The following is a 20309-nucleotide window of genomic DNA, read 5'->3' as shown; positions in this document are numbered from 1 at the left end:
GACATGTCGGAATTGCAGATGCGGGTCTCCGACGAGGACCGGGAGCGCACCGCGCAGCAGTTGCAGCGCGCCTTCGCCGAGGGCCGCCTCACGCAGCCGGAACTCGAGGACCGGCTCGAGCTGGCCTTCACCGCGAAGACGTACGGCGACCTGCTGGAGCTGATCAGCGACCTGCCCGCGGACGAGCCACGGGTGGGCGAGCTGGTCGAGCTGGAGCCGAAGAACGGCAACCTCAAGCGCTCAGGCGACTGGGCGGTCCCCCGCCGCCTGCGGGTGTCCTCCAAGTACGGCAGCGTCGAGCTCGACTTCTCCGAGGCCGTCGTCACCCACCCGGTCGTCGACGTCGAGCTGGACCTCGCCTACGGCTCCGCCAAGATCATCCTGCCCGAGGGCGCGGTGGCGAACGTGGACGGCTTCCACAGCGACTGGGGCGCCACGAAGACCTCGGACGTGCCGAGCAGACCCCGGCCGGGCGCCCTCCACCTGGTGATCAGCGGCCGGGCGAAGTACGGCGGGCTCACCGTGCGCTACCCGCGCAAGCGCTGGTTCACCCACTGATGGAAGAGCGCGATGTGGTGCTCGCTGGGCACCAGCACGCCGCCCTCCCGGTACGCCCGTGACGACATTCCGGGCTGGGCGCGCTCACAGGCGTCGAAGTCCTGCTCGTTGACCCGGTGGAACAACTCGACCGACAGCGACAGGTCGGCCCCCGACTCCACCACGCCGGGGTGGTAGAGCCAGTCGCACTCCACCACGGTCCGGTCCGCGGCCATCGGGAACATCCGGTGCAGGATCACGTGGTCGGGCACCAGGTTGACGAACACCTGGGGCTTGACCGTGATCGCGTAGTAGCGGCGGTCCTGGTCCTGTGACACGTCGGGCAGCCTGCCGAAGCCGGGACTGCCGTCCACCGTGAACCCCTCGGCCCGCTCGGCGAACTCCGCGCCGTGGCCGACGTAGTACTGCGCCGCGTAACCCCCGGCGAACTCCGGCAGCACCGCCGTCAGCTCCGGGTGGATGGTGGCGCAGTGGTAGCACTCCATGAAGTTCTCGACCAGGAGCTTCCAGTTGGCCTTGACGTCGTAGACGACGCGGCGGCCGAGTGCCAGGTCCTCGACGTGGTAGCGCTCGATGGCGGCGGGGTCGCCGAGCCGCTCGGTGGCCGCGTACGTGACGTGCTCCTCGAACGAGGGCGGCTCGGCGGCCAGGCACACCCAGGCGTACCCGAGCCATTCGCGCAGGTGCACGGGCACCAGCCCGTACTCGACGCGGTCGACGTCGGGCATCCTGGCCAGGTTGGGGGCGGCGGCCAGGCGGCCGTCGAGATCGTACGACCAGGCGTGGTAGGCGCACCTGATCGTCCGCCTGACCTCGCCCGACTCCTCGGCGCACAGGCGGGCGCCGCGGTGCCGGCAGACGTTGAGGAAGGCCCGCAGCCGGTCGTCGCGCCCGCGCACCACGATCACGTTCTCCCTGCCCACCTGCACGGTCCTGAACGCGCCCGGCTTCGGCAGGTCCCCGGCCCTGACGGCGCAGAACCAGAGGTTCTCGAAGATCTTGGCCTGCTCCTCGGCGAAGATCTCGGGGTCGGTGTAGGCGCGGCCGGGAAGCGTGGAGATCAGGCTCGACGTGGTGGTCAACCGACACCCCTTGTTGCGTATTACGCAGCGAGTTGCTCTATATGCGACATCGTCGGGCGGGCTCAGTGGGCTGTCAAGAGGTAGCTGCTGTACCTGCGCAGCATGGACGTGTACATCCTGGTCACCGGCCCGTCGGGCAGCAGCCCGACGAATGACCGCTGCATGTCGGTGAGCGCCGTGCCGGCCAGCCTGGCGGGCCTGCGCACCACCTTCGACCTGGCCCGCTCGTACGCGCGCAGGTCGCCGAGCGAGCGGCCGAGCAGCCAGGCGTCCTCCAAGGCTTGGTTGGCGCCCTGGGCCATGGTGGGCGGCATGGTGTGCGCGGCGTCGCCGGCCAGCGTGGTCGGCCCCTTGCCCCAGACGCCGGGGATGGGCTGGCGATGGTGGGGGAAGAAGTCGAGGTCGGAGAGCGAGCCGAGGACGGCGGGCACCGGGTCCGCCCAGCCGCCGAACCGCTCGCGCAGCCGCTCGGCCACCCGCGGGTCGTCGGCCCAGAACGGCCCGCCAGGGGCCGCCTTGACGTCGAACCACCAGAGCAGCCGCCCCTCGCCCGCCGGCATCAGCCCGCACAGGCCCCGCCCACCGGCGATCATCACCGCCCTGCGCGCCTCGGTCAGCGCGGTGGGCTCGGTGGTGAACCCCTGCCAGGTGACCCAGGGCCTCAACCGCGCCCGGTCGTCGCCCCACAGCGCCGCGCGCACCACGGAACGGCGGCCGTCGGCGCCCACCAGCACGTCGCCGCGCACCGTACGGCCGTCGGCCAGGTGCACCTCGGCCCGCTCCGGCACCACCCGCTCGGCCCGCGCGCCGTACGTCACCGGCACGCCCTCGGCGAGCAGCCCGACCAGCTCGCTGCGGGCCACGTGCACGACCGGATGGCCGAAGCGGCGCTCGGCCACCGTCAGGTCCACGGTCAGCAGGCGCCGCCCGTCCGTGGCCCACGACTCCATGGTCTCCAGCCGCCGCCCGATGCCGGTGTAGTCGACCCTGAGCTCCTGGAGGATCGCCGTGCTGCCGGGCCAGAGCGTGACGGAGCCGCCGGCCGTACGCAGCTCGGGGGACTCCTCGTACACCTCGGCGTCGTGGCCCGCGGCGAGCACGGCACGGGCCAGGGCGAGCCCCGCGACGCCCGCACCGACGATGATTACTCTCATAACGTTCCCTGAGACTGAGACTCTCGATATCGGATACTAGGAGTATCACAATGTCTGCGCGCGGCCGCAAGCCCGACCCGACCGTGGACCACCGCATCCGGCAGGCCGCGACCGAGCTGGTGCTCTCCCGGGGGTTCGACTTCACCATGGACGACGTCGCCGCGGCGGCGGGCGTGGGCCGGGCGAGCGTGTTCCGGCGCTACGCCACCAAGCGCGACATGCTGCTCGAAACCATCACCGGCCTGATGAACACGCACGTCGCCATCCCCGACACCGGCTCGCTCGCCGGCGACCTGGGCGTGGTGGTCTCCGACACGCTCACCTTCTGGCACCAACCCGGCGTCGCCCGCATGGCCAAGCAGATCTACGGCGAGGCCGGCCGCGACCCCGCGGTGGCCGAGATCATCCGTACGGGGATGCGCACCCGCATGGAGCGCTCATGGGTCGTGTACGAGCGCGCGATCGAGCGCGGCGAACTGCCGCCGAACGCCGACCTGTGGATGCTCACGGACCTGTTCACCGGACTCGTGTCCTACCGGGGGCTCCTGGATCTTCCGCTGCCGGAACCGGCGGAGATCGTGCAGGTCCTGCTGCACGGCTTTACGCCCACTTGATGCCTCTGGTGCTAGTGGGGTGCAAGTGACAGTCAAGTTTGGGCCCATAATGTTCCCTTCGTTCGCTAAACCTACGAAGGGCACGGAACATGAAACCCCCTCGTCGTCGTCTGGCCGTCGTGGCCGCGACGCTGACTCTTGCCGGCCTCACCACCGCCTGTGGTGCGATCGGGCAGGCCGTTGACTGCAACACCGCGGCCGGCGAGGCCACCAAGATCGTCACCGAGTGGAGCTCAGCGATCAGTAACCCGGATGCCATCGGCACGGCCTCGGAGACCGCGGCCACCAAGACGAAGGAACTGGCCGGCAAGTACGACGGCGACGTCGCCGCCGCGCTGAACGACCTCGCCGACGGCTTCGACACCATGAAGGGCGGCGACCTGACCGCCGCGACCGAGTTCGGCACCAAGGTCAACGGCTTCACCACCAAGATCACGGCCGCCTGCGCCTGACCGGGCCCGCGGTCGCCGCCGCCACCTGTGGGGGGCAGGCCGGCGGCGGCGACCGCGTCGAATGATGGCGGACCGACGGCGGGCGGATCGGCGGTCGCACACTGACCAGGCCGTTTCCGGGGTCTGCCGATCGTGACAAGTAGAGACGGCTGTGGCGCGAACAGGGGGTGAGCGCCACAGCCGCTCCGTCCCGAACTACGCGTCCGTACCGAACTACGCGGTGCCGCGCCTGGGACGGGCGGCCCGCCGCTGTTCACCGGCCTGTTCGTAGGCCCGGTCGAACCCCGCGAGCACCGTGTCCCACGAGCCCGCCGCGGGCGGCGTGGCCCGGTTGTGGGCGGCGATCGACCCGCGCAGCGCCGCGTCGGTGCACAGGCGCGCCACCGCCCTGGCCAGATCGCCCAGCGTACGACCGAGCAGCCCCTCGGTGCCGTCCGCGACGAAGTCGGCCACGCCGCTCTGCGCCCTGGCCACCACCGGCACCCCCGCCGCCCGCGCCTCCAGCGCCGCGATGCCGAACGACTCGCGCGGCGCGGGCGCCACGAACACGTCGGCCGACTCCAGCACCTTGGCGATCTGCTCGCGGGTGTGGCGGCCCGGCAGGGAGACCCACTCGCTCATGCCGTGCCTGGCCAGGAACCGCTCCATCTGGCCCCTGGCCGGCCCGTCGCCGACGATCGTGGCCCGCATGGGGATCCGCGCGGGCACCCGGGCACGGGCGGCCTGGAGCAGCCTCAGCAGGCGTACGGGCTGCTTGCGCGGGGCCAACCGGCCCACGGCCACGATGTGCACCTCGGCCCGCCCGTCGAGGCGGCGCTCCGGCGTGCCGGGAGGCGGCGCCCAGCCCGACAGGTCGAGGCCGTTGGACACCACGCGCACCGGCACCAGCGGCCCGGCCACGGCACGGATAGGCACCGCGGCGGCATTGCTGACCGTGGTGGCCACCAGCCGCCAGCGCTGCCACCCGTACGCCAGCCGCAGCAGCCGGTAGACCCACCGCGTGACCGGATCCCACATGCTGTGGACAGTCACCACGCACGGCACCCCCGCGCGGAAGGCGGCGCGCACCCCCATCCAGGCGAACGGCGAGACCGCCCCCGCGTGCACGTGCACGACGTCGGGACGCGCCGCGGTGATGCGCCGCGTGAGATGCCCCACCCCGAACGGGTGCACGGGCAGGTCGAACGGCATCCTGGCGACGATCCGGTGCACGCCGGGCAGCGGCTCCCCCTTGGTCGCCGTGCCCACGGACACCTCGTGCCCGGCCGCCCGCTGCATGCGTACGAGATCGGCGACCTGGACCTCGATCCCCCCGAGTCGCGGCAGGTAACAGTCACTCACGTGAAAGATCCGCACCCCTCCCAGACTAATCTGGGCCTGTGCCTCCACGTACCGCTGTGTTCTTCCATGCCCACCCCGACGACGAGGCCCTGCTGACGGCGGGCACCATGGCGATGCTCGCGGCCGAGGGACACCGCGTCGTGCTCGTGGTCGCCACCGCGGGCGAGCGCGGCCTGGCCGAGATGGCCCCCGGCGAGGAGCTGGGCCAGGCGCGGCTCGAAGAGCTGTACGCCTCGGCCGCGCTGCTGGGCTGCGCCCGCGTCGAGTGCCTCGGCTACGGCGACTCGGGGCTGAGCCCCAAGGGCGGCATCGCGGAAGAGCGTCCCGACAACGCCTTCATCGACGCCGACACGGAAGCGGCGGCCAAGGCGCTGGCCGCGATCCTGCAGGAGGAGCAGGCCGACCTGCTGGCGATCTACGACCCGGCGGGCGGCTACGGGCATCCCGACCACGTGCAGGTACACCGGGTGGGCAAGCGGGCGGCCAAGATCGCGGGCACGGAGATCGTCCTGGAGGCGACGGTCAACCGCGACCCGCTGCTCCGGCTGCTGCGGGTGGCGGGCAGGTTCTACAAGTTCCCGCCGGAGTTCGACGTGCGGACGTTCGAGAGCGCGTACTCGCCGGGTGAGGCGATCACCCACCGGGTCAACGTACGGAGGTTCACCAGGCAGAAGCGGGCCTCCATGGCCGCGCACGCCTCCCAGGCCAGCGGCGGCGACAGCGACCGCACGCTCGCCGTCATGCTCAAGGTCCCCCGCCCGATCTACCGCTTCGTCTTCGGCACCGAGTGGTACGTCCGCCGCGACGTGCCCCCCGGCACCCGGCTCACTCATCCCTTCGAGCGGTGGCCCAAGTAGTACTCAGGTCTGACGCCGCCGCCCACCGCCACCCGGCAGACTGGACGCGATGAAGAACAAGTGGCTGCAGATCTCCCTCTCGGTGGTGTCGCTCGGGCTGGCCGTGCTGCTCGTGGTCTACCTGCCGCAGGTCGTGCGGGCGCTCACCGGCAAGCCGGTGTCCTGGAGCGAGATCGGCGCGGTGTTCGGCACGCTCGGCGGGGGCGAGATCGCGCTGATGACCGGGCTGTGGCTGCTCAGCCTGCTGGCGTACACGTTCGTGCTGACCAACTCCCTGCCCGGGCTCAACAACCTGCAGGGCCTGACGCTCAACGCGGCGGGCAGCGCGGTCAGCAACCTGCTGCCGTTCGGCGGGGCCGTGGGGGTGGCGCTGTCGTTCGCGATGACCAGGGGCTGGGGGTTCGGCAGCCGGGCGTTCGTGGTCATGACGCTGGTCAGCGGCATCTGGAACACGTTGTTCAGGTTCATCCTGCCGGCCGTCGGCATCATCGCCCTGCTCATCGCGGGCAAGGCGCCCAACGCGACCGTGGCCAACGCGGGCTGGACGGGCGCGGTCTCCATCCTCCTGCTGTGCCTGGTCGTGGCCGCTGCCCTCTACTGGGAGCGGGCCGCCGGCTGGCTGGGCCGGGCGATCGACGCGGTCACCCGGCTGCTGCGGCTGCGCTTCCACGCCTCCGACGCCTTCCACCGGCTGCGCGCCGACACCGCGGGGGTCGTCCGCCGCCGGTGGCCGGGGTTGTCGCTCGGCATGCTGTTCTTCCTCGGTCTCCAGTGGGCGATCATGGCGGTCTGCATGCGGGCCACCGGCGCCTGGCCCGGCCTGGCCGAGTCGATCGCCGTCTTCGCCCTGTCGCGGGTGCTGACCAGCGCCGTGATCACGCCCAGCGGCGCCGGCATCATGGAGAGCGGCGTGGCCGCGCTGCTCATCGCGTTCGGTGTGCCGGCCACTCCGGCCATAGCCACCGCACTGCTCTTCGGCTTCTGGACTTACACTATCGAGATCCCGTTCGGCGGCCTGGCACTGGGCGCGTGGGCACTGCTGCGCAGGCGCAACGGCCGGAACGCCGGCGCGGAGCCCCCGTCCGCGATCTCGAAGGCCGCCCAGTGACAATCCCAAACCCATCAAAGACCTTGTGCGTGATTCCCAGGCCCGCATAGCGTGGCGGCTGACATGGTGGCTTTCCGAGTTCTGGGGCCAGTCGAGGCGTACGAACACGACGACGAACTCGACCTCGGCGGCTTGCGTCAGCGGGCCGTCCTCGCCCGGCTTCTCGTGGCCAGAGGCCAGGTCGTGCCTGTTGACACGCTTCTTTACGATCTGTGGGACGACGACGCGGCCAAGGGCGCCCAGTCGGGTCTCCAGGTCTACATCTCGCGCCTGCGCAGGGTGCTGGAGCCCGGCCGCCCGCGCGGCGGCCCCAACCGGCTGCTGGTGACGGTCGCCTCCGGCTACGCCCTGCGGGTGGCCTCCGAGCAGGTCGACGCGCTCAGGTTCGAGCAACTCGTCCGCGCCGCGGGGGAGCACCTGGAGGAGGGCGACCCGCAGTCCGCCCGCGGCCGCCTGGAGAAGGCGCTCGGGCTGTGGCGCGGCACCCCCTACTCCGACTTCGCCGACCAGTCGTGGGCCGAGGCCGAGGTCAACCGGCTGACCGAGCTGCGCCTGGTCTCGCGCGAGCGGCACTCCGACACCGGGCTGCGACTGGGCCTGCACGCCGAGACCGTGCCCGACCTCGAGGCGCTCACCACCGAGCACCCGCTGCGCGAGGAAGGCTGGCGGCTGCTGGCGCTCGGCCTCTACCGCTGCGGCCGGCAGGGCGACGCGCTGGCCGCGCTGCGCCGGGCCCGCAACATCCTCGCCGACGAGCTGGGCATCGACCCCGGGCCCGCGCTGCGCAAGCTGGAGTCCGACATCCTGGCCCAGGCGCCCGGGCTGGAGCTGGAGCCGCCCGCCCGCGCGTCCAGACCCGCCCCGCCGGTCACCGACACCTGGCCGCCGCGCCCGGCCACCCCGGTCGAGCCGCCCCCGCTCGAACCAGAGCCGTTCGTGGGCCGCGACGCCGAGCTGGCCAGGCTCACCACGGCCGCCTCGCGCACGGGCCGGTTCCAGGTCGCGATCGTGACCGGGGTGGCCGGCGCGGGCAAGACCACCCTGCTGCGCCAGCTCGAAGGCAGGCTCGGCGCCGACGGCTGGACCACCGCCTCGGGAGCCTGCCCCGACTCCAGCGCCACCCCGCCCGGCTGGGCCTGGGTGGAGATCCTGCGCACGCTCATCGGCGTGACCGGCGCGGGCGAATACGGGCAGCTCCTCGCGCCGCTGATCGACGACGCGGCCCCCGACCCGGAAGAGGACGAGGTGTCGGGCGGGTTCCGGCTGCACCGGGCGGTCGGCGGCTACCTGGCCGGGGTGGCGCGGCGCGGCCCCGTGCTGCTGACGCTGGAAGACCTGCACTGGGCCGACGACCAGACGCTGGCTCTGCTGCGCGCACTGCCCAGCCTGCTGGCCACCAGCCGGGTGCTGCTCGTGGTGACCTGCAGGGAGAGCGAGCTGGACGACCGCCAGTCCGACGTGCTGGCCGCGCTGGCCCGGCTCGGCCCGGTGCGCGTGGGCCTGTCGGGGCTCGACCCGAAGGCCGTGGCCGAGCTGGTCAAGGCCACCTGCGTACGCGAGATCGACGACGACGCGGTCGAGTCGATCGTCGAACGCACCGGGGGCAACCCGTTCTTCGTCCGCGAGACCGTGCGCCTGCTCGACTCCGAGGGCGCGGCCGACCGCGCCAGCGCCACCGAGGTGCTCTCGCAGGTGCCCTCCGGCGTACGCGACGTGCTGCGGCGGCGCATCTCGCGGCTGCCCGCGGGCGCGCAGCAGATCCTCCTGCAGGCCGCCGTGATCGGCCGCGACGTCGACCTCGACGTACTGGTCGCGGTGGCGGTCGACGAGGAGTCGGTGATCGAGGCCGTCGAGGCGGCGCTGCTGGCCGGGCTGGTGACCGAGCCGGGCCCCGGGCTGCTCAGGTTCGACCACGACCTGGTGCGCGACACGATCTACTCCGACGCCTCCCGGCTGCGCCGCACCCGGCTGCACGCGGCCGTGGCGGCGGTCATCGAGCAGCGCACGCCGTCCGACGTGGCGGCGCTGGCCCACCACTACTACCTCGCCGACGCCGCCGGCAAGGCGGTCCACTACGCGGGGCTGGCGGCCGAGCAGGCCGAGCGGCGCTTCGCCCACCGCGAGGCGGCCACGCTGTGGGAGCAGGCCATCGCCGCGTTCGACCGCTCGCGGGGCGACGAGCAGAGCGGCGAGCAGCGTCCCGAGCGGGCCAAGGAGCGGCTGCGGCTGACGCTGCGCCTGATCAGGGCGCTGGCGCTGTGCGGCGACATGTCGGCCGCCCGGGTGCTGCGCCGCCAGGCCATGGACGCCGCGCTGCCGCTGGGCGACCTGGAGCTGACCGCGAAGGTGGCGGCGTCGCTGGCCGTCCCGCACAAGGGCATGGCCCGCGACTTCACCCGCACCGCCTGGGAGATCGTCGACGTCACCGAGAAGGCGCTCATTGAGCTGCCCGCGGGTGAGCAGCGGCTGCGGGCGAGCCTGCTGACCACGCTGGCGCTGGAGCTGGAGGGCTCCTCCTCCCCCGAACGCGGTCGCCAGGCGTCGCTGGAGGCGCTGGAGCTGGCCAGGGAGAGCGGCGACCCGGCGCTGATCGCGGCGGCGCTGAGCGGGCGGCTGCGGCAGTCGTACGACATCCCGGCGGTCGACACGCGCGAGAGCATCGGCAGAGAGCTGCTGGAGGTGGCCCAGCGCTCCGGGCAGATGGCCACGCAGGCGCTGGCCCACCTGGTGCTGCTGGAGTGCGCGGCGGCGAGGGGCGAGTTCACCGCGGCCGACGAGCACGCGGCCGCGGCCGACCTCCTGGCCAGGCAGTACGACCTGTCGGCGCCCGCCGCGGTCGTCGTCTGGTATTCCGGGCAGCGGCTGATGATCGCCGGTGACTACGAGGGCGCCGAGCGGGCCTACCGCGAGGCGGCCAGGATGACCGCGCGGGCGGGCATGCTGGAGGGCCGCCAGGACCTGCCGTTGATCACCACGTTCTGCCTGCACCTGGTGGCGGGCCGGGCGTCCGAGATGGTCGACCTGCTCGCCGAGAAGCACCTGCGCGGCGCCAAGTGGACCCTCGACGCCTACGCGCTGGCCCTGGCCTCGGCCGGGCACCTCAACGACGCCAAGGCCGTGGCCGCCGCCCGGCCGCCGGTGCGCCCCGACTTCCTGTACGAGCTGGCGATGACCTGGCGGGCGCTGGCCGGGATGCTGCTCGACGACCGCGAGCGCATGGTCGACTGCTACGACAAGCTCAAGCCGTTCGCCGACCGGGTGGCAGGGGCGGGCACCGGCGTGGTCGCGCTGTGGCCGGTGGCGCTGACGCTCGGCGACCTGGCCGTCCGGCTGGGGCAGCCCGAGGCCGCGCGCGCCCACTACGAGAAGGCCCTGGAGGTGGCCGAACGGGTGGGCGTGCCGCGCTGGGTGGAGGCGGCCCGGCAGTCGGTCAGCAGCTCACCTGGAAACGGTCGCTCCTGACCGTCCTGCCGCCGTCGGCCGTCAGCTCGACGCGGTACCACCCGGGGTTGCCCGAGACGCGGGGGCGCCACTCGGCGGTCCGCCCTCCGGTGGCGAAACCGTCGTGGACGGACAGGTACGTGCGCCAGGTCTTGTCCGCGGGGCTCCAGCGGACGAGCCGCCAGCGGTAGAAGCCCGGGTCGGTGATCAGGGTGCGGGCGGCGTAGGTCTTGGCGCAGCCGGGGCCGCCGCCGGTCATGGCGCTCAGGGTGAGCCGGCCGGCCGTGGCCGGGGCGACGCGCTGCTCGGCGGGGGCGGTCACGGGCAGTTTCTGGGCCGACAGCGTGATGGGCGTCGCGGGGTGGGCCGTGGAGGTGGCGTTGCCGTAGGCGGTGAAGCCGGCGTACGCGCCGGTGAACGCCAGCGCGGCGACCAGCAGCTTGGCGGCGTTGGCGGTTCCACTGGTCAGGACGGCTGCGCTTCTGGTCGGCACCTTCACCACCTCTTTCGGTTCCCCCATAGAGTGAGACCGGGTGGTTGAGTCCTGGTTGTCGGCTGGTTGCACCTTTTGTGGCTTCGCTTGCAATCGGGTATGGCACTGGGGCACGACTTGACCTAAGGTAAGGCTGTCCTAAGGATCGTGGAGGGGTGGGCCGGAATGCGGCATGCGATGGTCGCCGTTCCCGCTCCGACGTCGTCGTCCTGGCTGGGGCTGCCGTACTGGCTGGTCGGGGCCGTGCTGATCCTGGCCCTGTTCGGGGCGTTCCAGGTCTACTACTGGGTCGGGCGCAGGCTGGGCGAGAGGCTCTACGAGTCGCGCGTCGGCGTCAAGCTCGGCCGCGCGCGCATCGCCAAGATCGAGCAGGTCGTCGAGCGATGGGGGGCGCTGGCGGTCTACGGCTGCTTCTGGGTGCCCGTGCTGCGTCACACGCTGCCCTGGGTGGCCGGAGCACTGCGCGTGTCCTATCCCTGGTACGTGGTCGCCAGCGCGCTGGGCTGCCTGACCTGGGCGCCGATGTGGTGGTTCGGGCTCACGGCGCTCGTGTGGGGCTGGCTGGAGCTGGCCGCGCGTTCGCCCGTCACGGCGGGGGCCGTGGCCGTGCTCGCCGTGGCGGTCGTGGCCGCGCTCGTGGTCAGGCGCAGGCGCCGGCGGCGGGCCGCCGAGGACGAGGCCCTGGTCTCCTAGGGCTCACGCGCGCACTGGTCGTCGATGGCGGCCTCTGGAGCGTTCCTGCGTACGGTCTCGATGCCGTTCACACAGGCCACCTTGGACGGGAACCCCTCCCCCACCGCCAGCGTCTGCCCGTTGTTCGCCACCAGCGCGAAACGGTATCCGCCCTGACCGTCCTCGCTGATGATGAACCGTCCGGCCATGCCCATCACCCCCCGCCATATCGGATCTATCAATGATTTACCCCTATCTGATGGTGACGCATGGCCGAGTTAGGCAAACGAACCCTTGATCTCCTGCCAACATGTTTGGCATGCGAATTGGGGGTTTGATTAGCTCTGCCGTTGTCGCGCTGGTTGTGGGGTTCTCGTCCCCGGCGATGGCCGCCGACGCTCCGAGCGTCGGGGCCAAGGAGGCGTACGTCGTCGACTCGAACGGCACGGTCCACTACGGCAAACGGGAAACCCGGCGGGTGCCGGTGGCCAGCCTGGTCAAGATCATGACGGCGTACGTGGTGCTGGGCGAGGCCCGGCCCAGCGACGTGATCACGATCAGCGCGGCCGACGTCAAGTACGCCGCACGCGGCGGCGCCGCCACGGCCGGGCTGCGCAAGGGCGAACGCTTCACGGTCAAGGACCTGCTGTACGCCCTCATGCTGCCCTCGGGGGCCGACGCCGCCAACGCCCTGGCCAGGCACTACGGGCCCGGCAAGACGGCCTTCGTGGCCAAGATGAACCGCACCGCCCGCGAACTCGGCCTCGCCGACACCCGCTACACCAACGCCGACGGCATGCCCACGCCCGCCAACGGCGGCTACTCCACGGCCTTCGACCAGGCCAAGCTGGCGCAGGAGGCGCTGAAGAGCAGCGTCTTCACCGACGTGGTGGGGAGCACGGTGCACAAGGTGTCCAAGACCGCCGTGCACCGGGCGCACACCTGGCGCAACACCAACAAACTGCTCACGTCGGCGGACGACGTGCTGGGCGTCAAGACCGGCTTCACGAGCGCGGCGGGCTACTGCCTGTTGTTCGCGGGCGAGCGCAACGGCGTGCAGATCGTGGGGGTGCTGCTGGACGACCAGAACGAGCGGCGCTTCACCACGGCCGAACGGCTGCTGAACTACGCGGGCGACCAGATCTCCCTCGGCTGACAGCAGCCACCCGGACCCACCGACCGGGCAGGCCCAGCGGTAGACAGGCCCGGTGGTCGCGCGAGCCCGGCGGTCAAGCGGGCCCGGCGGTCGAGCGGGCCCGGCGGCGGGCCTGCCCGGTGGCCGGGCGGGCCTGGTTGCGAGGCGAGCCTGGTTGCGAGGCGGGCCTGGTTGCGAGGCGGGCCTGGTTGCGAGGCGGGCCTGGTTGTGAGGCGGGCCTGGTTGTGAGGCGGGCCTGGTTGTGAGGCGGGCCTGGTGGTCGGGTTGGCCCGTGCCTGGTGGCCAGGCGTGAGTGAGCGCGTTCATCGGCCGGAGAGCGGGTCGTGCCCGCAGGGTGGGTCGTTCCCGCAGGGTGGGTCGTTCCCGCAGGGTGGGTCGTTCCCGCAGGGTGGGTCGTTCCCGCAGGGTGGGTCGTGCCTGCAGGGTGGGTCGTGCCTGCAGGGTGGGTCAGCCGAAGGTGATGCGGCCGGTGCCGGGTAGGGCGGCCATGCCTCGGGTGGCGCAGCCGAGGATGGCCGTGGCGGGCGTGATGCCGCCCCGTACCCGCTCGCCCACCAGCCATCCGGCGCTGACGGTGCCGGTGAGCAGCGTGTCGGCCGGGTGCTGGGCCACGAGGCGGTCGGCACGTACCCGCAGCCTGGAGGTGCCGACCGGGCGGGCCGTCGCGTCGAACCAGGTGATCACGGCAGTCCCGCGCACGTGACGGGCACCCGCGCAGGACGCCTGCGCGGTGGCGCGCACCCCCGCCCACCCCGACCGCAGGAACGCGGCCGAGCCGTCGGGCGAGGTGCACCCGGTGAGCTCCAGGTTGGCCCGCGCCGCGACCCGCCGCGGGGTCAGGCCCACCTTCGGCGCGAACGTCATCGGCCGCCCGGCGGGCGTGGAGACGGCACAGGTCAGCGCGGCGGGTTCGGCCCGCGACGCGCCGGGAGCCGCCCACGCCGGGCCAGGCGTCAAGGTGGAAGCCATCCTGGCCGAGCCCGGCGTGGAGCCGGGAGTCGTCGCGTCGTGGGACGCAGGCGTCAGTGCCGGGGCCGGCGTCAGTGACGGTGTCAGCGCCAGGGCCGGGCTCAGGGAGACCGTGGCGGCGAGTGCGATGATCCAGGTCACGTCCACAGGCACCTCCCGGCCGCACGACACACTGACGGTCAGCGATCGGCCGCTCACATTGTGCATCATCCGGCGGCGCGACAGGCCGGGTCGAGCCGGTCGGCGGTCCACCGCAGCGAGTACGCCAGCCGCACCCGCGCCCTCCCCACCGCCCCCGCCGAACCCTCCGCCCGGTCCGGCCGCCGCGGCGCGTCCGGCAGCGCCTCCCCCAGCGACCCCCGATGCCCCATCGCCGTCATGTGGGCGAGGACCTGCATGGCGTCCATCGTCGACCCTCCTTCACCAGTGAGCTTAATTGATTAAGAGCTTAATTGATTAAGAAGGGTGCGGCAAGGTCCTCCGATACGGTTGGGGAATGGCCAAGGTCACGCTCCAGACGATCGCCGACCGCCTCGGCGTGTCGCGGGCCACCGTGTCCTACGCCTTCTCCCGCCCCGACCAGCTCAGCGACGGGCTGCGGCGGCGGATCCTGGAGGTGGCCGACGAACTGGGCTACGCCGGCCCCAACCCGACGGCGCGCTCACTGCGGCTCGGGCGGGCGGGCGCGCTCGGGCTGCTGTTCAGCGAGACGCTGGCGTACGCGTTCGCCGACCCGTACGCGATCGGGTTCTTCCAGGGCCTGGCCACGGCGGCCGAGGACGCCGGCGTGGGCCTGCTGATCCTGCCCCTCCCCCACGGCGACCGGCGCACCGACACGGTGAGAGACGCGGTCGTCGACGCGTTCTGCGTGATGTCGCTGCCCGATGGGCATCCGGCGCTGGCCGAGGTGCTGGCCAGGCGGCTGCCGGTGGTGGTGGTCGACGAGCCGTACGTGCCGGGGCACCCGTTCCTCGGCATCGACGAGCCGGCGGCGGCCGCGGCGGCGGCGCGGCACGTGCTGGAGCTCGGCCATCGGCGGCTGGGCGTGGCCATGGCCGGGCTGCACGAAGACGGCCACACCGGCTGGGCCGACGGCGAACGGCAGGAGGGCGCGGTCTTCGAGGCCATGCGGGGGCGGCGCAGCGGCTACCAGCGGGCCTGCGAGGAGGCGGGCCTCGACTGGGGGCGGGTGCCGTTCTACGAGGTGGCGCGCAACTCGCGCGAGGCCGGGCGGCGGGCCGGGCACGCGCTGCTCGGCCTCGACCCACGGCCGACCGCGATCCTCACCAACACCGACGTGCTGGCGCTCGGGGTCCTCGACGCCGCCGCCGACCTGGGGCTGGAGGTGCCGGGAGACCTGTCGGTGGTCGGGTTCTCCGACAGCGCGGCCGAGGAGGCGGGGCTCACCACGATCCGGCAGGCCAAGCAGGAGATGGGCGAGGCGGCGGGCCGGCTGCTCCTGTCGGGGGCCGGGGCGGCTCCCGAGCGCCGGCTGTTCCCGTACGAGCTGATCGTACGCGCCTCCACGGCCGTGCCGCACGGCTGATCACCGGCGTCCCGTGACCAGGTAATCCGCAACAATCCGTGAATTCCTCGCGAAATCCACCCGGCTCTCATCGCCGCAGGTAGGGTAGGCGCCACCCCCCTCCCCGAAGGACAACGTCATGGCGGAATTCTTCGAGGTCCGCGCGACGATCGAGGGTCAGGAGAGAGCGGCCGAGCTGGCGCACGGCATCCTCCTCGCCGGCCTCGCCACGTCGATCGACATCGCCGAAGTCCCCCACCCGGCCCCCACCCCCGACGGCACCGCCTGGCAGCTCACGCTGATCACGACGGAGCGGCAGGTGCGCACGCTGGAAAGGCACATCAGGGAGACCGGCGGCGAGCGGGCCATCGACCGCGAGCCGGTCGTCCACGACGGCGACGGCTATCCCGACTGGCTCGCCGGTGAACAGCCCTGATCTCGCCCTCGGGCGCGAGGCACCTCGACGCGCGCCCGGCGATCAACCGGCCGCCGTGCGCATGAGCCCGTGGCAGGCGATCGCCGCGGCGGCCACCACGTTCAGCGAGTCGACCCCGGTGGCCATGGCCGTCGCGCTCATGGGGATGCACACCGCGAGGTCGGCCTCCGCCAGCCAGTGCGACGACAGCCCGTCGCCCTCCGCGCCCAGCAGCAGCGCCACCCGGTCGGTCGGCGGGACCCGGTCGAGCGGGGTGACCGTCTGGTCGGGGGTCAGGGCCAGGGTCTGGAAACCCGCGTCGCGCAGCCGGGCCAGGCCCTCGAACCAGTCGTCCATCCGCGCGTACGGGATCGAGAACACCGCCCCCATCGACACCTTTACCGCCCGCCGATACAGCGGATCGGCGCAGCGGGGTGAGAGCACGACGCCGTCCACGCCGAGCGCGGCGGCCGACCGGAAGATCGCCCCGACGTTGGAGTGGTCGACCAGGTCCTCCAGCACCAGCAGGCGGGTAGCGCCTTTGACCAGGGTGTCCACGGCGGGCAGGGGGAGGCGCTCCATCGAGGCCAGGGCGCCCCGGTGCACCTGGAAGCCCGCGATGCCCGACATGGTCTCGTCGCTCACCACGTAGACCGTCGCGTCGCCGAGCACGTCTTCCAGTGAGGCCAGCCAGCGGCGGGTGGTCAGGACCGAGCGGATCGGGTGGCCGGCGCCGATGGCCCGCCTGATCACCTTCTCCCCCTCGGCCAGGAACAGGCCGCGCTCGGCCTCGAGGCTCTTGCGCAGCTCGACGTCCCTCAACCGGGTGTAGTCGGACAGGCGGGGGTCGTCGGCGTCGGTCAGGTACTCAAGCACCTTCCGATACTGCCATGCGCCGCCTGACCTGCCAGACCAGCGCGTAGCAGACCAGGACCAGGCACAGGCCGATCACCGTGCCCGCGCCCGTCTTGGTGATCACGCTCGCCAGGCCGAACTTCGGGTTCGGCCGGTCCACGAGGGGCCACAGGTGGGCGCCGGCCACGACGCCGACGGCGGCGGCCGACAGGACCGCCCCGCGGGCGCGCACGGACATGCGCAGCCGCGACGGCACGGTCGCCGCCGCCATCCCTGACAAAGCCCGCCACCCCCACCAGACCACCACGACCAGCCCGATCGCGGACGAGACGTACTGCAGCAGGCGGAACAGCCTGATCACCCCGAAGACGGAGACGGACAGCCAGGCCCCCCACTCCGCCGGGCCGGTGGAGTGGGTGAAGGAGTCCCACAGGACGTGGGTGGCGGCCCCGACGACCGCTCCCGCGGCCATCGGGAGCAGGCGCAGCCGCTCGGGGGCCAGCAGGGCCGCCCGCCCGGCCAGCGAGGGCGGGAGCAGGGCGATCAACGGGTCACGCAGGACGAGGTGGAAGAGCGGCAGCAGGATCAGCACCGCCAGCGGGTCGATCGTGACCACGCCCAGCCAGGAGTGCCACACGGTGTAGTCCGGCAAAAACGGCAGGAACGGCAGGAACACCGCCAGGTCGGGCACCATCGCGCCCATCGCGAGCGCCCAAGGGTCGAGATGCCGGCGTAATCGGGACGACGACCCGATCAGTGGCAGTACGGCGGCGATGTGGCTGGGCGTGAACGGCATGGGACCCCCTCGTGATCAAGGCTCATTATGCGACCGAAGATTGGCCGGCCTTTGTCGCCACACAACCAGATCACGGTCCGTGATGGGTACGGTACGTAACGCTGTCGACGGCCGGATAGCCGGGAGTTCGGGGGTTCATGGTGCCTGATCAGCGGATTCTTGAGCATCCGGCCGCGTCAGCCGAATGGCTGCGCGCCGCGCGCGCCGCGCGTTCGCTCTCCGTGGTCACGCTGGTCTGGCTGGGCGTGGAGAGCACGCTCGGCCTGGCCGCGGGCCTGGCCGCGCATTCGGTCGCGCTCATCGGCTGGGGGCTGTCGGCGGTGGTGGAGGCGGCGGCCAGCCTGATCGTGGTGTGGCGGTTCACCGGTACGCGCACGTCGTCCCCCAGCGCCGAGACCACGGCCCGGCGGGCGGTGGCGGTGAGCTTCTGGCTGCTGGCGCCCTACCTCGTGATCCACGTCGCGCACGACCTGGATGCCGGGCACCGGGCGACGCCGAGCGTGCTGGGGATCGTGGTGACGACGTTCAGCCTGGTCAGCATGCCGGTGCTGGGCGTGGCCAAGCGGCGGCTCGGGGCGCGGCTGGCCTCGGCGGCCACGTCGGGCGAGGGCACGCAGAACCTGATCTGCGCGGCCATGGCGGCGGGCGTGCTGGCCGGGCTGTGGCTCAACACCGTGGGCTGGTGGTGGGTGGATCCGGTCATGGCGGTGGCGCTGGCGGCGGTCGCCGTACGGGAGGGCACGCGCGCCTGGCGCGGTCACATCTGCTGCCACTGACGCCGCTGATGGCTGCGGCCGAAGGTGACGTTGACCGTGACGTTGACGGCTGCCGCCGTCCGCCGTTGACAGGCGGAACGCCGGTCACGCAGGCCACAAATGGCCGTGACACAGCGTAGTTGTTGCACCAAAAGAGGTGTTTTGCCACACAGACCCCACCGAGTATCGTTCCCGGAGTATCGCGGAGCTTCTCCCGCTAGGGTCTCCGGAAGGTCCTGAGGACACCAAGAGGACGACACTCAAGAGGACACCAAGAGGACATCGTGGGGCGACACCGCACAGACGATCTCGACGGCGCGTACAGAGCCGGCGAACCCCCGGCGCGCAGGCGGTCCAGGAACAGCCGCGGCCGGGTGCTCGTACCGCTGGCCGGGGCCGTCGCGCTGGCCGTGCTCCTCGGTGTCGCCGCATTCGTGATCTTCAACCGCGACCACGACTGCTCCGGCGGGAAGCTCCCCCTGCGCGTCGTCGCCACCCCCGACATCCAGCCCGCCCTCAACAAGATCGCCGGCAACTACAACAAGGCCATGCACTCGATCGACGGCAAGTGCGTCGAGGTGACGGTGGCCGGGGAGAGCGCGGCCAGGACCGCGAACGCGCTGGCGGCCGGCAAGGCAGCCGCCGACTTCTGGGTGGCCGACTCCAGCCTGCTCATGGAGAGCATGCGCGACAACCCGTCGGGACCGACGCTGCCGCAGGTGGAGGGCTCGATCGCGACCTCCCCCGTCGTGCTGGCGGCGGCCAAGGCGTCGGCGTCGAAGCTGTCCGGGGCGCTGCAGCCGAGCTGGCAGGCCATGATCTCGGCCGCGAACGTGGCCAACGTGGACGGGCCGGGCAAGAAGGTGCGCGTCCTCGCCCTCGACCCGCAGAAGAACTCCGCCGGCCTGGCGGCGCTGCTGGCCGCGGCCGGCACGGCCAAGGAGTCGGGCGAGGACAAGGCGCTGGTCGGCGCGCTCAAGGAGCTGTCGGGCCAGCTCGCGTCCGACTCGGCGGCGCTGCTGGCCAGCCTCACCGTCAAGTCGGGCACCAAGGTGCCCGTGGGCGTCACCTCCGAGCAGGCCATCTACGCCCACAACACCAGGAAGCCGGAGGCTCCGGTCGTCGCCCTCTACCCCAAGGAGGGCACGCTCAGCCTCGACTACCCGGTGACGATCCTGACCAAGGACCCCGAGGTGCTGAAGGCGGCGACGGACTTCAAGCAGGACCTCACCTCCGAGTCGGCCAAGAGGATCCTGCGGGACGCCGGGTTCCGCGGCACGGACGGCCTGGCGGGCGACGCGCTGTCGGAGGAGAAGGGCTTCGCCGCCGAGACTCCCGCGGCGCTGGACCCGCCGGACGCCGCCACCGTGACGCGCATGGTGCAGACCTGGACCAGGCTGAACCTGGGCACCCGCCTGCTCACCCTGCTCGACGTCTCCGGCACGATGGCGCTGCCGGTGCCCGGCACGGGCATGACCCGCATGCAGGCCATCAACAAGATCGCCACCGAGGGACTCGAACTCTTCCCGGCCGGCTCCGAGATGGGCCTGTGGACGTTCTCCACGCATCTGGACGGACAGGGCAAGGACTGGAAGGAGCTCGTCTCCCTCGGCCCGCTCACCGAGTCGACCGACGGGATCCTGCGCAAGGAACTGCTGGTCAAAACGTTCACCCAGATCCAGGCCAAGGCCACGGGCGACACCGGGCTGAACGACACGGTCAAGGCGGCCTACACCCAGCTCACCGAGGACTTCAAGCAGGACAAGGTCAACACCCTGCTGATCCTGACCGACGGCGCGGGCAACGACGACCCGGACGGCGGCGTCGGCAACGCCGAGCTGCTGCGGTTCCTGAAGGAGACCTACGACCCGAAGCGGCCGGTCAGCATCCTGCTCATCGCGTTCGGGCCGGACGCGGAGAAGGGCAGGCAGCGGATGCAGGCCCTGGCCAAGGCCACGGGCGGCGAGGCGTACATCGCCGAGAACATCCTCCAGGTCCGCGACTTCTTCCTGCAGGGCATGGAACGCCGCCTCTGCATGCCCGACTGCGACGGGTGACCGCCGGCG

The 20309-nt window shown here is 72.2% G+C and carries 21 protein-coding genes; 12 read left to right on the top strand and 9 right to left on the bottom strand.

The annotated features are described in order from the left end of the window. Positions 1-3 precede the first annotated feature (3 nt). The gene (locus ACZ6S0_RS19345) at positions 4-558 is read left to right on the top strand and encodes a DUF1707 SHOCT-like domain-containing protein (protein ID WP_465919170.1); all 555 of its coding nucleotides are present in this window, start codon (positions 4-6) and stop codon (positions 556-558) included. On the opposite strand, the gene ACZ6S0_RS19340 is transcribed toward ACZ6S0_RS19345, so the two are convergent. Continuing rightward, the gene (locus tag ACZ6S0_RS19340; protein ID WP_465919167.1) at positions 528-1640 is read right to left on the bottom strand and encodes an aromatic ring-hydroxylating oxygenase subunit alpha; all 1113 of its coding nucleotides are present in this window, start codon (positions 1638-1640) and stop codon (positions 528-530) included. The two genes, ACZ6S0_RS19345 and ACZ6S0_RS19340, sit on opposite strands and share 31 nt — an antisense overlap. 62 nt (positions 1641-1702) lie before the next feature. Next, positions 1703-2794: an FAD-dependent oxidoreductase gene (locus ACZ6S0_RS19335; RefSeq protein WP_465919164.1), complete on the bottom strand. Its 1092-nt coding sequence runs from the start codon at positions 2792-2794 to the stop codon at positions 1703-1705. Between the two features lie 50 nt (positions 2795-2844). Here ACZ6S0_RS19335 and ACZ6S0_RS19330 point away from each other — a divergent pair, with 50 nt between their 5' ends. After that, complete coding sequence (locus tag ACZ6S0_RS19330) at positions 2845-3408, top strand: TetR-like C-terminal domain-containing protein (RefSeq protein WP_465919163.1); 564 nt, start codon at positions 2845-2847, stop codon at positions 3406-3408. Positions 3409-3497: 89 nt separating this feature from the next. Next, on the top strand, positions 3498-3860 hold the full coding sequence (locus ACZ6S0_RS19325; RefSeq protein WP_465919161.1) for a hypothetical protein: 363 nt from the start codon (positions 3498-3500) through the stop codon (positions 3858-3860). A 213-nt stretch (positions 3861-4073) separates the two neighbouring features. Here the strand turns inward: ACZ6S0_RS19325 and ACZ6S0_RS19320 are convergent, their stop codons facing one another. Then, the gene (locus tag ACZ6S0_RS19320; protein ID WP_465919158.1) at positions 4074-5201 is read right to left on the bottom strand and encodes a glycosyltransferase; all 1128 of its coding nucleotides are present in this window, start codon (positions 5199-5201) and stop codon (positions 4074-4076) included. Positions 5202-5239: 38 nt separating this feature from the next. Here ACZ6S0_RS19320 and ACZ6S0_RS19315 point away from each other — a divergent pair, with 38 nt between their 5' ends. The 3 genes from ACZ6S0_RS19315 to ACZ6S0_RS19305 all read left to right on the top strand — a co-directional run bounded on the left by ACZ6S0_RS19315 (position 5240) and on the right by ACZ6S0_RS19305 (position 10628). Beyond that, a complete protein-coding gene (locus tag ACZ6S0_RS19315; RefSeq protein WP_465919156.1) occupies positions 5240-6058 on the top strand; it encodes a PIG-L deacetylase family protein in 819 nt (272 codons plus the stop codon). A 49-nt stretch (positions 6059-6107) separates the two neighbouring features. After that, positions 6108-7166, top strand: coding sequence for a lysylphosphatidylglycerol synthase transmembrane domain-containing protein (locus tag ACZ6S0_RS19310; RefSeq protein WP_465919153.1), 1059 nt, complete (start codon positions 6108-6110; stop codon positions 7164-7166). A gap of 63 nt (positions 7167-7229) precedes the next feature. Further along, a complete protein-coding gene (locus ACZ6S0_RS19305) occupies positions 7230-10628 on the top strand; it encodes a BTAD domain-containing putative transcriptional regulator (RefSeq protein WP_465919152.1) in 3399 nt (1132 codons plus the stop codon). Here the strand turns inward: ACZ6S0_RS19305 and ACZ6S0_RS19300 are convergent. Further along, a complete protein-coding gene (locus tag ACZ6S0_RS19300) occupies positions 10597-11100 on the bottom strand; it encodes a hypothetical protein (RefSeq protein ID WP_465919150.1) in 504 nt (167 codons plus the stop codon). The two genes, ACZ6S0_RS19305 and ACZ6S0_RS19300, sit on opposite strands and share 32 nt — an antisense overlap. A 165-nt stretch (positions 11101-11265) precedes the next feature. Here ACZ6S0_RS19300 and ACZ6S0_RS19295 point away from each other — a divergent pair, with 165 nt between their 5' ends. Further along, positions 11266-11793, top strand: coding sequence for a DedA family protein (locus ACZ6S0_RS19295; RefSeq protein WP_465919148.1), 528 nt, complete (start codon positions 11266-11268; stop codon positions 11791-11793). On the opposite strand, the gene ACZ6S0_RS19290 is transcribed toward ACZ6S0_RS19295, so the two are convergent. Further along, positions 11790-11981 (bottom strand): YegP family protein, encoded by a 192-nt coding sequence (locus ACZ6S0_RS19290; RefSeq protein WP_465919147.1) that lies wholly within the window; start codon positions 11979-11981, stop codon positions 11790-11792. The two genes, ACZ6S0_RS19295 and ACZ6S0_RS19290, sit on opposite strands and share 4 nt — an antisense overlap. Positions 11982-12157: 176 nt before the next feature. On the opposite strand from ACZ6S0_RS19290, the gene ACZ6S0_RS19285 reads away from it, so the two are divergent. Then, positions 12158-12928: a D-alanyl-D-alanine carboxypeptidase family protein gene (locus ACZ6S0_RS19285; protein ID WP_465919143.1), complete on the top strand. Its 771-nt coding sequence runs from the start codon at positions 12158-12160 to the stop codon at positions 12926-12928. 447 nt (positions 12929-13375) lie between these two features. Here ACZ6S0_RS19285 and ACZ6S0_RS19280 read toward each other — a convergent pair whose 3' ends face one another. Beyond that, a complete protein-coding gene (locus tag ACZ6S0_RS19280) occupies positions 13376-14095 on the bottom strand; it encodes a hypothetical protein (protein ID WP_465919139.1) in 720 nt (239 codons plus the stop codon). Between the two features lie 8 nt (positions 14096-14103). Continuing rightward, positions 14104-14304, bottom strand: a complete 201-nt coding sequence (locus ACZ6S0_RS19275; RefSeq protein ID WP_465919137.1) for a hypothetical protein — start codon at positions 14302-14304, stop codon at positions 14104-14106. An 89-nt stretch (positions 14305-14393) separates the two neighbouring features. Between ACZ6S0_RS19275 and ACZ6S0_RS19270 the strand changes: the two genes are divergently transcribed. Beyond that, positions 14394-15443: a LacI family DNA-binding transcriptional regulator gene (locus tag ACZ6S0_RS19270; protein WP_465919136.1), complete on the top strand. Its 1050-nt coding sequence runs from the start codon at positions 14394-14396 to the stop codon at positions 15441-15443. A 118-nt stretch (positions 15444-15561) separates the two neighbouring features. Continuing rightward, positions 15562-15858, top strand: coding sequence for a hypothetical protein (locus tag ACZ6S0_RS19265; protein WP_465919135.1), 297 nt, complete (start codon positions 15562-15564; stop codon positions 15856-15858). 42 nt (positions 15859-15900) lie between these two features. Here ACZ6S0_RS19265 and ACZ6S0_RS19260 read toward each other — a convergent pair whose 3' ends face one another. Together ACZ6S0_RS19260 and ACZ6S0_RS19255 are read right to left on the bottom strand one after the other, a co-directional pair. Further along, positions 15901-16713, bottom strand: coding sequence for a TrmH family RNA methyltransferase (locus ACZ6S0_RS19260; protein WP_465919133.1), 813 nt, complete (start codon positions 16711-16713; stop codon positions 15901-15903). Next, on the bottom strand, positions 16706-17488 hold the full coding sequence (locus ACZ6S0_RS19255) for a DUF4184 family protein (protein ID WP_465919132.1): 783 nt from the start codon (positions 17486-17488) through the stop codon (positions 16706-16708). Before ACZ6S0_RS19255 ends, ACZ6S0_RS19260 begins: the two co-directional genes overlap by 8 nt. 137 nt (positions 17489-17625) lie before the next feature. On the opposite strand from ACZ6S0_RS19255, the gene ACZ6S0_RS19250 reads away from it, so the two are divergent. Together ACZ6S0_RS19250 and ACZ6S0_RS19245 are read left to right on the top strand one after the other, a co-directional pair. Then, the gene (locus ACZ6S0_RS19250) at positions 17626-18264 is read left to right on the top strand and encodes a cation diffusion facilitator family transporter (protein WP_465919129.1); all 639 of its coding nucleotides are present in this window, start codon (positions 17626-17628) and stop codon (positions 18262-18264) included. Positions 18265-18527: 263 nt separating this feature from the next. Then, on the top strand, positions 18528-20300 hold the full coding sequence (locus ACZ6S0_RS19245) for a substrate-binding domain-containing protein (protein WP_465919126.1): 1773 nt from the start codon (positions 18528-18530) through the stop codon (positions 20298-20300). The last annotated feature ends 9 nt before the right edge of the window (positions 20301-20309 follow it).

The sequence above is a fragment of the Nonomuraea sp. NPDC051298 genome (genome assembly GCF_055586305.1).
Note: the sequence above shows the minus strand (reverse complement) of the source record. Positions and strands in the feature narration are given on the sequence as shown.